General features: G+C 72.1%; 13 protein-coding genes. 5 read left to right on the plus strand and 8 right to left on the minus strand.

Annotated elements, in window-relative coordinates; translation table 11 throughout:
• Window positions 1–93: 93 nt before the first annotated feature.
• Window positions 94–540 (plus strand): Lrp/AsnC family transcriptional regulator, encoded by a 447-nt coding sequence (locus ACFW9O_RS19265; RefSeq protein ID WP_351168390.1) that lies wholly within the window; start codon window positions 94–96, stop codon window positions 538–540.
• Here the strand turns inward: ACFW9O_RS19265 and ACFW9O_RS19270 are convergent.
• From ACFW9O_RS19270 to ACFW9O_RS19280, 3 genes are all read right to left on the minus strand, one after another.
• Window positions 530–3,604: an AAA family ATPase gene (locus tag ACFW9O_RS19270; protein ID WP_384610756.1), complete on the minus strand. Its 3,075-nt coding sequence runs from the start codon at window positions 3,602–3,604 to the stop codon at window positions 530–532. The genes ACFW9O_RS19265 and ACFW9O_RS19270 overlap by 11 nt on opposite strands.
• A complete protein-coding gene (locus tag ACFW9O_RS19275; RefSeq protein ID WP_384610758.1) occupies window positions 3,601–4,767 on the minus strand; it encodes an exonuclease SbcCD subunit D in 1,167 nt (388 codons plus the stop codon). Before ACFW9O_RS19275 ends, ACFW9O_RS19270 begins: the two co-directional genes overlap by 4 nt.
• A gap of 135 nt (window positions 4,768–4,902) precedes the next feature.
• Window positions 4,903–5,538, minus strand: a complete 636-nt coding sequence (locus ACFW9O_RS19280; RefSeq protein ID WP_384610759.1) for a YigZ family protein — start codon at window positions 5,536–5,538, stop codon at window positions 4,903–4,905.
• Window positions 5,539–5,622: 84 nt separating this feature from the next.
• Between ACFW9O_RS19280 and ACFW9O_RS19285 the strand changes: the two genes are divergently transcribed.
• Complete coding sequence (locus ACFW9O_RS19285; protein ID WP_384610761.1) at window positions 5,623–6,039, plus strand: CoA-binding protein; 417 nt, start codon at window positions 5,623–5,625, stop codon at window positions 6,037–6,039.
• Between the two features lie 35 nt (window positions 6,040–6,074).
• Complete coding sequence (locus ACFW9O_RS19290; RefSeq protein WP_384610762.1) at window positions 6,075–6,881, plus strand: aminoglycoside N(3)-acetyltransferase; 807 nt, start codon at window positions 6,075–6,077, stop codon at window positions 6,879–6,881.
• 33 nt (window positions 6,882–6,914) lie between these two features.
• Here ACFW9O_RS19290 and ACFW9O_RS19295 read toward each other — a convergent pair whose 3' ends face one another.
• Both ACFW9O_RS19295 and ACFW9O_RS19300 read right to left on the minus strand, forming a co-directional pair.
• Window positions 6,915–7,469, minus strand: a complete 555-nt coding sequence (locus tag ACFW9O_RS19295) for a YbaK/EbsC family protein (protein WP_384610764.1) — start codon at window positions 7,467–7,469, stop codon at window positions 6,915–6,917.
• A 31-nt stretch (window positions 7,470–7,500) separates the two neighbouring features.
• Window positions 7,501–8,085, minus strand: coding sequence for a helix-turn-helix domain-containing protein (locus ACFW9O_RS19300; RefSeq protein WP_384610766.1), 585 nt, complete (start codon window positions 8,083–8,085; stop codon window positions 7,501–7,503).
• 93 nt (window positions 8,086–8,178) lie between these two features.
• Between ACFW9O_RS19300 and ACFW9O_RS19305 the strand changes: the two genes are divergently transcribed.
• On the plus strand, window positions 8,179–9,045 hold the full coding sequence (locus ACFW9O_RS19305) for an EamA family transporter (protein ID WP_384610767.1): 867 nt from the start codon (window positions 8,179–8,181) through the stop codon (window positions 9,043–9,045).
• Window positions 9,046–9,049: 4 nt separating this feature from the next.
• On the opposite strand, the gene ACFW9O_RS19310 is transcribed toward ACFW9O_RS19305, so the two are convergent.
• Window positions 9,050–9,796, minus strand: a complete 747-nt coding sequence (locus ACFW9O_RS19310; protein ID WP_351168406.1) for an acyltransferase — start codon at window positions 9,794–9,796, stop codon at window positions 9,050–9,052.
• 152 nt (window positions 9,797–9,948) lie between these two features.
• Between ACFW9O_RS19310 and ACFW9O_RS19315 the strand changes: the two genes are divergently transcribed.
• Window positions 9,949–10,479, plus strand: a complete 531-nt coding sequence (locus ACFW9O_RS19315) for a gamma carbonic anhydrase family protein (RefSeq protein ID WP_383175950.1) — start codon at window positions 9,949–9,951, stop codon at window positions 10,477–10,479.
• Between the two features lie 60 nt (window positions 10,480–10,539).
• Here ACFW9O_RS19315 and ACFW9O_RS19320 read toward each other — a convergent pair whose 3' ends face one another.
• A complete protein-coding gene (locus tag ACFW9O_RS19320; protein WP_384610769.1) occupies window positions 10,540–11,205 on the minus strand; it encodes a DedA family protein in 666 nt (221 codons plus the stop codon).
• A gap of 150 nt (window positions 11,206–11,355) precedes the next feature.
• On the minus strand, window positions 11,356–11,793 hold the full coding sequence (locus ACFW9O_RS19325) for a DUF4442 domain-containing protein (RefSeq protein WP_351168481.1): 438 nt from the start codon (window positions 11,791–11,793) through the stop codon (window positions 11,356–11,358).
• Window positions 11,794–11,803 lie beyond the last annotated feature (10 nt).

Genomic DNA, 11,803 nt, shown 5'->3' on the forward strand with positions numbered 1-11,803 from the left:
GCCAAAAATCTACGGTCGGTACCCATGTGCCGGAAGTGATGATCCCCGGCACATCGCTTGATCTACCGGGGATTTCCCTGTTGTCTGGCGAGCATGACCGACTATTCCCCGGACGCCACGGACTGGCGCATCCTCGACGTCCTGCAACGCGACGGACGTGCGACCTTCGCCGAGCTGGCCCGCGCCGTCGCCATGTCGCCGAGCGCCGTCACCGAACGCGTGCGCCGCCTCGAGGAGGTGGGTGTGATCAGCGGTTACACCGCGGTGGTGGAACCGGAGCGGCTCGGAATGCCGATCATGGCCCTCGTACGGCTACGCTATCCGAACGGCAACTACAAGCCGTTCCACGATCTGACGGACACGACGCCGGAGATCGTGGAGGCACATCACGTGACGGGTGACGACTGCTTCGTGCTGAAGGTGACCGCCCGTTCGATGCGCCACCTCGAGGAGGTCACGGGGAGGATCGGCACCCTCGGCTCCGTGACCACCAGCATCGTGTACTCCTCGCCTCTCCCCCGCCGGGCGATCAGCCGCTGAGCGTGCCCGCGGCGCGATGCCGCACCGCCGACCCGTGCCGTTCCTTGACCACTTCCAGCTGTGCGGGGATACGGCGCCGCAGGTCGGCGACATGACTGACGATGCCGACGCTGCGGTCGCGTTCGCGCAGCGAGTCCAGTACGTCGAGGACCTCGTCCAGGGTCTGCTCGTCCAGGCTGCCGAAGCCCTCGTCGATGAAGAGCGTGTCCAGCCGTACGCCGCCCGCCTCGTCCGTGACGACATCGGCGAGGCCGAGCGCGAGGGCGAGCGACGCGAAGAACGTCTCGCCGCCGGACAGGGTCGCCGTGTCGCGCTCCCGGCCCGTCCAGGAGTCCACGACATGCAGCCCGAGTCCTGCCCTGCGGCCCCCGCTCCGCGCGTCGGAGTGGACCAGGGTGTAGCGGCCCGACGACATGCGCTGGAGTCGGGCTGTCGCGGCCGCGGCGACCTGTTCCAGCCGTGCGGCGAGCACATACGCCTCGAGGCGCATCTTGCGCTCGTTGTCGGCCGAGGTGCCGGCGGTCAGTCCGGCGAGGCGTGCCACCCGCTCGTGCTCCTGCCGGAGCGGTCCCATCCTGCGCACCTCTTCCGCGGCCTTCCGGGAGAGCCGGCCGAGCTCCGTGCAGCGCTCCTGGGCGGCGGCGAGGGCGGCGGCGCTTTCACGCAGCTGCCGTCCTGACGCGTCGTACGCCGACTGCGCGGCGTCCGGCGTCGCGGTCGGCTGCGCCGCGGCTGCCCGGGCGTCCTCCTCGGCGAGCCGGTCGGCGACGGCTGCGGCCTCCGCCTGCCAGGCGTCGATCCGGTGCTGGAGTTCCCGCTGGGCCGTGCCGTCGACGAGCGCCGAAGCCGCGGCCTGCGGGGTGTCGAACCCGGCCCGGAACGCGGCGTCGGCGAGTGTGCCGTCGGCCTCCTTGCGGCGCTGCGCGGCGCTCTGTTCGGCCCGCAGCGCATCAGCGGCATCGGAGAGCAGGGAGACCCGGCGCTCCAGCAGGTTCGCGTGTGCGGCGACGGAGCCCGAGTCCCCCCGTGCCGCCACCAGTTCGGTCTCCAGTGCGGCCTGTTCGCGGTCGAGTGCTTCCCGCTGCGAGGTGCGGGCCGCCGCGCGCCGTTCGGCCTGCTGCCGGGCGTCGAGCCGTCCGAGGTGTTCCCGCTCGGCGGTGGCGAGTGCCTCCCGCGCGCCGTGCGTCCCGGCTGCCAGCCGGTGCGCTTCCGTGTGTTCCCCGGTCAGCCGGGTGACGACCGCCTCGAGTTCCGCGACGGAGACCGTACCCCGGACGGAATCCTGCGCCGCCCCCCTCGCCTCCGGCTCCTCCAGATCCCCCGGCAGGTCCCCCGATGCCTCCGCCCGCGCCGCGGCGAGCCGTTCGCGCAGCACGCCGAGCTCGCGCTCCGCCTCCGCGCGGGACTGCTCGGCACGCCGGTGGGCGGCGAGCGCCGCTTCCTCCGTCGCGCGGTCCACATGGCCGTCTCCCGGACGGGCCGGCTCCGGGTGATCGGCCGACCCGCACACAGTGCAGGCCACGCCGTCGGCAAGCCCCGCGGCCAGCTCCGCCGCGATGTCGCGCAGCCGCCGCTCACGCAGCCCGAGCCAGGTCTCGTGCGCGGCGAGTGCGTGTTCGCGGGCTGCGGTCAGCCTGTCCTCGGCGGTCCCTTCACGGTCGACGAGCGCGTCGCGCCGCCGCGCCGCGTCGAGCCTTCTGCGCGCCGGGTCCAGCCGGCCGGCCAGCTGCTCGGCCCGGGTCGCGGCATCCTGCGCACTCTCGATGCGCTCCCGCAGTTCCCGGTGGGTGCCGTCCCAGCCCGCCAGCCAGTCCGCCGCCTCCTGGATCAGTTCGTCGTCGGCGCGGGACTGCCGTTCGATCCCCGCCCGTTCGGCGTCGATCTGCCTGCTGCGCCGTTCGGCGCGGCGCGCTGCCTCGAGTGCGCCGAGGTCCGACCGGAGGGTGCGCTCCGCGCCGGAAAGCTGTTCGACGCCCGCGTCGGCCAGCTCCCGGGGCAGCTCCGCGCGAGAGCGTTCACGGGCCGCGCTCGCCGCCCGGTGGGCGCGTTCGGCCTCCTCGCGCAGCTCGAGTGCCGGAGCGACGAGGTCCGCCTTGCGTGCGCGCGTGAGCTGTTCGTGGCAGCGGTCGCGCTCGGGGCGACGCTCCTCGAGTCCTGCGGCGCGGCGGCGTGTTTCCCCGTACCGCTGCTGCAGCCGGGCGAGCTCGCGCTCGGCGTCCAGGGCGCCGCGCGCGGCGTTGTTCCGGGCCTCCGCCGCCGACAGTGCGCTCCGGGCGATGTCGAGCCGCTCGTGTGCGCCGCCACGTGCGACGGCTGCCCATTGCAGTACGCCGTCGGCGAGTCCGGGTTCACCGGGCCGGTCCTCGGACAGGGGCGATTCGAGGGCGACCGGTCCGGCGGCCTGCGCGATGCGCTGGGCGAGGGCCAGGATGTGTTCGTCGCCGGTTCGGACCTGGGCTTCCGCCGTACGGCGCAGCTCGGCCAGGTGGTCCTCCACCGCGGCGAATCGGCGGGTGTCGAAGAGCCTGCCCAGCAGTTTGCCGCGTGCCTCGGCGTCGGCCCGCAGGAAGCGCGCGAAGTCTCCCTGGGGAAGCAGGACCACCTGGCAGAACTGGTCCCTGCTCATCCCGATGAGCCGGCCGATCTCCTCGCCGATCTCCTGGTGCGAGCGGCTGAGCGCCTGCCAGCCCTTCTCGGGTCCGTACTCGCGCAGCAGGCTCTGTGCCTTTTCTGTCGTGAAGCCGTGTCCCCGCTTCCTCGGACGGGGCTGGGCGGGCCGACGGGTGACCTCCAGGCGACGTCCTCCGACGGTCAGCTCCAGCCGGACCTCGGTCGGCAGGTCGGCCGGGGCGTGGTCGCTCCGCAGGGAGGTGCCGGGGCTCTGCCGGGCGCCGGGTACCGCTCCGTACAGGCCGAAGCAGACGGCGTCGAGCACGGAGGTCTTGCCCGCGCCGGTCGGACCGTGCAACAGGAAGAGCCCGGCCGAGGAGAGCGCGTCGAAGTCGACTTCCTGGGTGGCGCCGAAGGGGCCGAAGGCGGTGAGGGTGAGCCGGTGCAGTCTCAACGGGACACCTCGTGCACGCCGTCGCTCACCCGTACGTCGTCGAACGCGGCGCGCAGCACCGTGCGTTCCTGCTCGCTGGGCCCGCTCCCGCCGCGTACGTGGGCCACGAAGTCCTCCGCGATCTGCTGGTCGTTCCGGCCCCGGAGCCGCTGGGCGTACGAGACGAGGGGATCCTCGGGGGCACGCTCCGGTTCGAACACGAGGCTGAGGGTGTGCGGGAATCGGGCCAGGAGGCGTGCCATCGGCTCGTCGGGCCGTACCGGGTCGGTGAGCGTGGCTTCGACCCAGGACTCCTCGTGCCGTTCCAGGGCGGCGTCGTCGAGGAGGGTGTCGAGCCGTCCCCGGAGCCGTGCGAGCGGGCGCGGGGCGGGGCAGTCGACGCGTTCGGCGGAGAGCTCTCCGCCGGCGCCGAGGTCGATCAGCCACATCGTCTTGCGGTGGGCGGCCTCGGAGAAGGAGTACGCGAGCGGGGAGCCGGAGTAGCGGACGCGTTCGGTGACGGTCTGACAGCCGTGCAGGTGCCCGAGGGCCGCGTAGTCGGCACCGTCGAAGACCCCGGCGGGGACGGCGGCGACACCGCCGACCGTGATGTCACGTTCGCTGTCGCTGGGTTCGCCGCCCGCCACGAACGCGTGCGCGAGGACCACGGAGCGGGTGGTGGCGGGCCGGTCGGCGAGATCGGCACGGACCCGGTCCATGGCGGCGGTCAGGACCGCTTCGTGTCCTGCCTTCGTGGCACCCAGGGTGTCCTTGACGAGCGCGGGTTCCAGATAGGGCAGTCCGTAGAACGCCACGTCTCCGTGTGCGTCCTGCAGCACCACGGGGGTCGCGCAGTCCGCCGGATCGGTGCGCAGGTGGATGCCGGCCCGTGCGATCAGCCCCGCACCGACACCGAGCCGATGGGCGGAGTCGTGATTGCCGGAGATCATGACGGTCGGCACGCCGGCGGCGGCGAGCCGGTGCAGTGCGTCGTCGAACAGCCTGACGGCCGCCAGCGGCGGCACGGCCCTGTCGTAGACATCGCCCGCCACGAGGACCGCGTCGACCTCGTGCTCGCGTACGGTCCGCACGAGGTGGTCGAGGTAGTCGGCCTGGGCTTCGAGCATGGGGACACGGTGGAACGAGCGCCCCAGGTGCCAGTCCGAGGTGTGCAGAATCCTCACGACATCACTCCGACGGCTCCGACCTGCATCTTCCGCTTCCTCCGCCCCGGAGCCGCACCGGCCCCGCACCCCCGCCGGCCGCGGATCTCCGCAGTCGGCCCGACACCACGCTAATGCCGCGGGGCCTCTGATCCCTCATCCGGCCTGTACGTCCCCGTACGCCTCGCCACCCAGTTCGAGCGTCGCCGAGCCGGCCGTCGCATCGGCGAGCCAGATCCTGAAGTCCTCGATGTCGGCGTCCGGGATCCCGATCTCGATCGTCACCGCCTCCGCGTACCGCACATCGTGCACGGAGCGGCCGGTGGCGCGCAGATCGTTCTCGAGTTTGCCGGCCCGCTGGTGGTCGACGGTGACCGTGGCCAGCCGGAAGCGCTGCCGGGTGATCGTGCCCAGTGTGTCGAGCGCTTCCCCGACCGCGCCCCCGTACGCCCGGATCAGTCCACCGGCGCCGAGCTTGACGCCGCCGTAGTAGCGGGTGACGACGGCGACGGCGTACCGCACCTCCCGGCGCATCAGCATCTGGAGCATGGGGACGCCCGCGGTGCCCCCCGGCTCCCCGTCGTCGCTCGCCTTCTGTACGGAGGCGTCGGCGCCGATCACGTAGGCGAAGCAGTTGTGGCTGGCGGTGGGGTGCTCCTTACGGATGCGTGCGACGAATTCCTGCGCCTCCTGCTCGGTGGCCGCGGGGGCGAGCGCGCAGAGGAAGCGCGATCGGTTGACCTCGGTCTCGTGCACACCCGCGCGAGCGACTGTCCGGTACTGCTCCTGCATCCGGCCACCCTATGCGCCGTCCGGCCACCGCCCTTCCCCCGGCCGTACGGGAATGGTCCGGGGGGACCGTCCGTTGTCCCGGGCATGTACGCAGACGATGAGACGGTGCGCAGGATTCTTCAGGACTCGGGCGACACCTGGGCGGTGGTCGGCCTGTCCGACAACCGTTCCCGGGCGGCCTACGGAGTGGCCGAGGTCCTTCGGCTCTTCGGCAAGCGTGTCGTCCCGGTGCACCCCAAGGCGGCGACGGTCCACGGCGAGCAGGGGTACGCCGCACTGGCGGACATTCCGTTCCCGGTCGACGTGGTGGACGTCTTCGTCAACAGCGGTCTGGCGGGCACGGTCGCCGACGAGGCGGTCGCAGCAGGCGCGAAGGCGGTCTGGTTCCAGCTCGGGGTCATCGACGAGGCGGCGTACGAGCGCACGCGCGCGGCCGGTCTCGACATGGTGATGGACCGCTGCCCCGCCATCGAAATTCCGACACTCGCCGGCCGCTCCTGACAGGACGGTGTCGCGTCCGTCCCACGACGGGGACAATGTCTGCCGTGACAGAGCAGCTGATCAGCAACGACCGGGCGGTGGCCCAGCTGTCCCGGCTCGGGGTGGAGCGGGGCGGTGTCCTGCTGGTCCACACCTCGATGCGTGCGGTGGGGGGTGACGCCGTCGACATGGTCGATGCCCTTCGGCAGGCGCTCGGACCGGAAGGGACGCTGGTCGTCCCCTCGTTCACCTCGGAGAACTCCGACACCTCGCCCCCGTACCTGGACCGGGTACGGGGGCTGAGCGACGCGGCGCGCGCGGCCGTGCGGGCGTCGATGCCCCCGTTCGACAGGGCCGTGTCGCCCGCGACCGGCATGGGCACGCTGGCCGAGAAGGTCCGTCTGGCGCCGGGGGCCGAGCGCAGCGGCCACCCTCAGACGTCGTTCGCCGCGATCGGCCCGGCGGCCGGGAGTCTGCTCGCGCGGCACCGTCCGACCTGCCATCTGGGCGAGGACTCCCCCCTCGCCCGTCTGTACGAATCCGACGCCAGGATTCTGCTCCTGGGGACGGGCTTCGACACGTGCACGGCCTTTCATCTGGCCGAGTACCGGCTCCCCGACCCGCCGCGCCGCCTCTACCGCTGCGTGGTGGCGCCCGAGGGCCGCCGTCAGTGGTGGGAGTACGAGGACGTCGCGCTGGACGACAGCGACTTCGCCGCGCTGGGGCGCGACTTCGAGCGGGCGGACACCGGCGGGGCCGTACGGCGGGGGCGGGTGGGCTCGGCGCAGAGCCGGCTGATCCGGCTGACCTCGGCGGTGGACTTCGCCGTCGGTTGGTTCAAGGACCACCGCGCCCGGACCTGAGGCGGGCCGGTCAGCGCCCACCCGATACGGGCTTCAGATCCCCAGGCCCTCGACCAGCACCGCACCCGGTAGTGCCGCGAGCGCCTTGCCCGGGACGATCAGCTTGCCGCGGCGCCGGCCGCTGCCGATCAGCACCCACTCCTCGTCGACCACCGCGGGGTCGAGCAGCAGCGGCCAGGTGGCGGGCAGGCCGATCGGGGTGATCCCGCCGTACTCCATGCCGGACTCGCCGACCGCCACATCCATCGGGGCGAAGGACGCCTTGCGTGCGCCGAGGTGCTTGCGTACGGCGCCGTTCACATCGACGCGTGTGCGCGAGAGGACCAGGCACGCGGCCAGGGTGACCTCGCCGCCCCGCTTGCCCGCGACGACGACACAGTTGGCCGATCGGTCGAGCAGCTCCGGGCCGTGGTGCTCGACGAAGACGCTGGTGTCGGCGATCGCCGGGTCCGTGTCGACGTGGATGATCCGGTCGGCGGGGACGTCGCCCCAGCCCCTGGCCACCGCATCGGCGACGGGCGGGGGAAGCAGACCGAGACGGTCGGCGGCGGGAGAAGCGTCCTCGAAGTTGCCCAGTGGTGCGCGCATGCGTGTCACGCTAACAGCCCTCCGGCCGAGGTCAGTTGCCGTCCCGGCGTACGGGCGGGATCGAGACGGCCATGGTCAGTTCGGCCGGCTCGGTGCCGTCGTTGCGGTAGCTGTGCGGCACGTGTGCCTCGAAGGTCGCGGAGGTGCCGGCCGGCACGGAGTGCTCCGCACCGTCGACGATCAGGGTCAGTTCGCCCGAGGTGACGTGGAGGAGTTCCACCGTGCCCTCGGGATGCGGGTCGGAGGCACTGCCGTCGCCGGGCATCAGGTGCCAGGACCAGAGCTCGATCGGCCCCCTGGCTTCCGTGCCGACGAGCAGCGTGGTCCAGCTGCCGGCCTCCGTGGACCACATCCGCACGGCCTGGCTCTCGGGCACCAGGCGCACCTGGGACCCCTGCTCGTAGTCGAGGAGGGTCGTGATGCTCACACCGAGAGCGTCGGCGAGTTTGACGGTGGTGCCGACGCTCGGGTTCGTACGTGCCTGCTCGATCTGGATGATCATGCCGCGGCTGACGCCGGCCCGGGCGGCGAGTGCGTCGAGGGTGAAGCCGCGCTCGCTCCGCCAGCGCTTGAGGTTGCGTGCGAGCGACTGGGTGAGCTGATCGAGGTCAGACACGTTCCGTCCAATATTTTGGATGACAGGGTCGAAAATACTGCACTACGGTGTGGTGTACCCACCCGACCACCGCACTGTACTGCGAGGCACGCGATGACAGCACTGTTCGCCCTGGCCACGAGCCTCCTGTGGGGGCTGGCCGACTTCGGCGGCGGCTTGCTGACCCGGCGGACGCCCGCACTCACCGTGGTGGTGGTCTCGCAGTGCATCGCCGCCGTGGTGCTCGGCGTCGTCGTGACGGCGACGGGCGCCTGGAGCGAGCTGGACGGGCGGCTCTGGTTCGCGGTCGCGGCGGGCGCCGTCGGACCCGTGGCGATGCTGAGCTTCTACAAGGCGCTGGCCCTCGGCCCGATGGGCGTGGTCTCCCCCCTCGGCGCGCTGGGGGTCGCCGTTCCGGTCGGGGTCGGACTGGTCGTCGGCGAACAGCCGGGACTGCTGCAGTTCGCCGGTGTCGCCGTGGCCGTCGTCGGCGTCGTCCTGGCGGGCGGCCCTCAGTTGCGCGGGGCCCCGGTGCAGCGCCAGGCCGTCGTGCTGACCCTGCTGGCGGCATTCGGTTTCGGAGCGGTGATGGCGCTGATCGCCGAGGCGTCCACCACGGTCACCGGCCTGTTCCTGGCGCTCTTCGTCCAGCGCGTCACCAACATCGCCGTCGGCGGCACGGCCCTGTACGTATCGGTGCGCCGCGGGGGCCGCGCCCTGCCCGAGGAGGGCGGCCGGGCCGTCGTCATCGCCGCGCTGCCCGCGCTGGCCTTCGTCGGCCTCGCCGACGTCGCCGCGAACGGCACCTATTCGATCGCGGCCCAGAACGGCCCGGTCACCGTTGCCGCGGTCCTCGCGTCGCTGTATCCGGTGGTGACGGCGCTGGGCGCACGCGTCGTACTGGGCGAACGGCTGCGCGCGGTCCAGGCCGCGGGGGCGGGCCTCGCCCTGCTCGGGACCGTCCTGCTGGCCACGGGGTAGGCGCTCAGCCGCGGGGCGTGTCCTCGAGATGCGCCACGGCCAGCAGCTGCTCGGGCGTGACACCTTCCGGGATCGGCACCGGTGCGGGGGTGCGCAGCGGCGGCTGCCAGCCGTTCTCGGGGTCCCAGCTGCGTACCACCCGGGCGGGCGCTCCCGCCACCACGGCATGGTCGGGCACCTCGCCCCGTACGACGGCTCCGGCGGCGACCACCACGTTGCGCCCGAGCCTGGCCCCTGGCAGGACCACCGCTCCGGTGCCGATCCAGCAGCCGGGACCGATTACCACGGGCTCCATGCGGGGCCACTGCTTCCCGACCGGCTCATGGGGGTCGTCGTAGCTGTGGTTGGTGGAGGTGATGTAGACGTACGGACCGCAGTACGTGTTCGAGCCGATCGTCACCGTCGTGTCGGCGATGACATGGCTGCCGCGGCCCAGCACCACACCGTCGCCCAGGGTCAGGATCGGCTCGGACCCCAGGTCCAGATCGGGCATCATCCCGGCCGTGAGCGTCACCTGCTCGCCGATGATGCAGTGGTCCCCGAGCTCGATCCACGGCTCACCGAACACGGTGCCCTGCGGAAAGGCGAGTCGGGTCCCGGCGCCGATGCGGCCGAACCGCAGCCGCCCCGGGTGCTGCGCGGTGACCGCGCCCGACTCCTGCACCCAGGCCCAGCCCCGGTGGACGGCACGGGACAGGACGCGGCGCCGCCAGAGGGCCACGGACGAGAACGTGTTTCTGTTCTTCGGCACCCGCTCACGGTAGTCGGCCGTAACGGGACAGGCCCTCACGCCAGGCTGTGATGTTCGCCCCACCCCGGCCCGGGGGGACGAAGAGGACGTCGCTTACGGTTTCACCGGTGGGAGGACGCGTCCTCACCGCACCCGCAACCGAGGAGCACACGATGACAGAGCAGGCGTTGGTCACCGGCATCGGCGGCAAGGAGCCGGACATCGATCCGGACGCCTTCGTGGCGCCGACCTCCGTCGTCATCGGCGAGGTCTCCTTGGCCCCGGGCTCCAGCGTCTGGTACCAGGCCGTGCTGCGTGCCGACTGCGGCCCGATCTCTCTCGGGCCCGACAGCAACATCCAGGACAACTGCAGCGTCCACACCGATCCCGGCTTCCCGCTCACGGTCGGCGCCCGGGTCTCCGTCGGCCACAACGCGGTCCTGCACGGCTGCGTCATCGAGGACGACGTCCTGATCGGCATGGGCGCCACGGTGCTCAACGGGGCACACATCGGCGCCGGGTCACTGATCGCCGCGCAGGCCCTCGTACCGCAGGGGATGCAGGTGCCGCCGGGTTCGCTCGTCGCCGGGGTGCCCGCCAAGGTCAAGCGGGAGCTGACCGCCGAGGAGCTGGCGAACATCCGCTTCAACGCCGTCGGCTACGTGGAACTGGCGAAGGCGCACCGTCAGGCCCACCAGGCCTGATGCGGGCAGCCGGGCTCGCGGCCTAATCCCCGCAGGGGGTCCGGGCCGCGGGCGCCGGGGTCAGTCGACGGCAGGTACCGCGTCCGGCTCGGCCGCCGCCGGGGAGCCGGCCGCCGACTGCTCCGCCGCCTTCTTCGCCCGGTTCTTCAGCACCAGCATCGACGTCAGGCCGATCAGAACGGCAGCCACCAGGCCGAGCCACGAGAAGCGCTTGAGCCACGCCTCGGCGACGACGCCCACCGAGTAGATGACGGCCGTGGTGCCACCGGCCCAGACGATGCCGCCGAGCACGTTGGCGATCAGGAACTTCCAGTACGGCATGTGCAGAACGCCGGCGAGCGGTCCGGCGAAGATCCGCAGCAGCGCGACGAAGCGGCCGAAGAAGACCGCCCACACGCCCCACTTCTCGAAGGACCGCTCCGCCAGTGCGATCTGGGGCTCACCGAAGTGCTTGGGGAATCTGCCGCCGAGCCATGCGAGCAGAGGGCGGCCTCCCCTGCGGCCGATGGCGTAGCCGATCGAGTCACCGATGATCGCTCCGGCCGACGCGCAGGCGCCGAGCACCACGGGGTCGATGTCGCCGTGCTGGGAGGCGAGGAGCGCCGAACTGACGAGGATGATCTCGCCCGGCAGCGGAATTCCCAGGCTCTCGAGCCCGATGACGACCCCCACCAGGAGGTAAATGCTGACCGCGGGTACGGTCTCGAGCCACTCCTGGACGTGCAACGCCGGTCCCTCCGTAAGAAATCCTGCCGCTGTGCACTCCGCCGGCACACGGCGGGCAGCCTACCTGGCCCGGACAGCGCGAAGGGCCGCCGCTCCCCTGGGCGGGGTGTGCGGCGGCCCGGTGCGGACGGATCGGTGCGGACGGATCGGTCAGCGGTTCGGACGCAGGGTCCAGACCACGGTCATCTCGCTCGTCACGGCGCCGTCGGCCCGCCGTATCTCGACGGTGATGGGGAATTCCGGCCGCTTGCCCTCGTCGAGTTCGGCGATGACGTCCGCCACCGGGCGGCCGAGCGTCGCGGTCGCCGTGACGGCGCCCATGGCCACCTTCTTGAAGGACATCTCCGAGGTGACGGGGAGCGGCACGGCCCGTCCCATCTGGTCGCCGAAGGCGGCCACGACGATCGCGCCGCTCGCGGACTCGGCCAGGGTGAACATCGCTCCGGCGTGCGGTCCGCCGAGGTGGTTGTGGTACTCGGCCTGGTCCGGCAGCGAGAGGACAGCCCGCTCCGGGCTCGTTTCGAGGTACTCCAGGTTGAGGGTCCTGACCATCGGAACGGTCGCGGACAGCATCTCGCCGACTGTCATCTCTTCAGTG

Source organism: Streptomyces sp. NPDC059499 (assembly GCF_042749285.1).
Taxonomy (GTDB): Bacteria; Actinomycetota; Actinomycetes; order Streptomycetales; family Streptomycetaceae; genus Streptomyces.

Excerpts from the sequence above, each read along its gene's own strand:
- ACFW9O_RS19265 (WP_351168390.1), top strand. The coding sequence starts at position 94 with ATGACCGACTATTCCCCGGACGCCACGGACTGGCGCATCCTCGACGTC.
- ACFW9O_RS19280 (WP_384610759.1), bottom strand. The coding sequence starts at position 5,538 with ATGCAGGAGCAGTACCGGACAGTCGCTCGCGCGGGTGTGCACGAGACC.
- ACFW9O_RS19285 (WP_384610761.1), top strand. The coding sequence starts at position 5,623 with ATGTACGCAGACGATGAGACGGTGCGCAGGATTCTTCAGGACTCGGGC.
- ACFW9O_RS19290 (WP_384610762.1), top strand. The coding sequence starts at position 6,075 with ATGTCTGCCGTGACAGAGCAGCTGATCAGCAACGACCGGGCGGTGGCC.
- ACFW9O_RS19295 (WP_384610764.1), bottom strand. The coding sequence starts at position 7,469 with ATGCGCGCACCACTGGGCAACTTCGAGGACGCTTCTCCCGCCGCCGAC.
- ACFW9O_RS19305 (WP_384610767.1), top strand. The coding sequence starts at position 8,179 with ATGACAGCACTGTTCGCCCTGGCCACGAGCCTCCTGTGGGGGCTGGCC.
- ACFW9O_RS19315 (WP_383175950.1), top strand. The coding sequence starts at position 9,949 with ATGACAGAGCAGGCGTTGGTCACCGGCATCGGCGGCAAGGAGCCGGAC.
- ACFW9O_RS19325 (WP_351168481.1), bottom strand. The coding sequence starts at position 11,793 with ATGACAGTCGGCGAGATGCTGTCCGCGACCGTTCCGATGGTCAGGACC.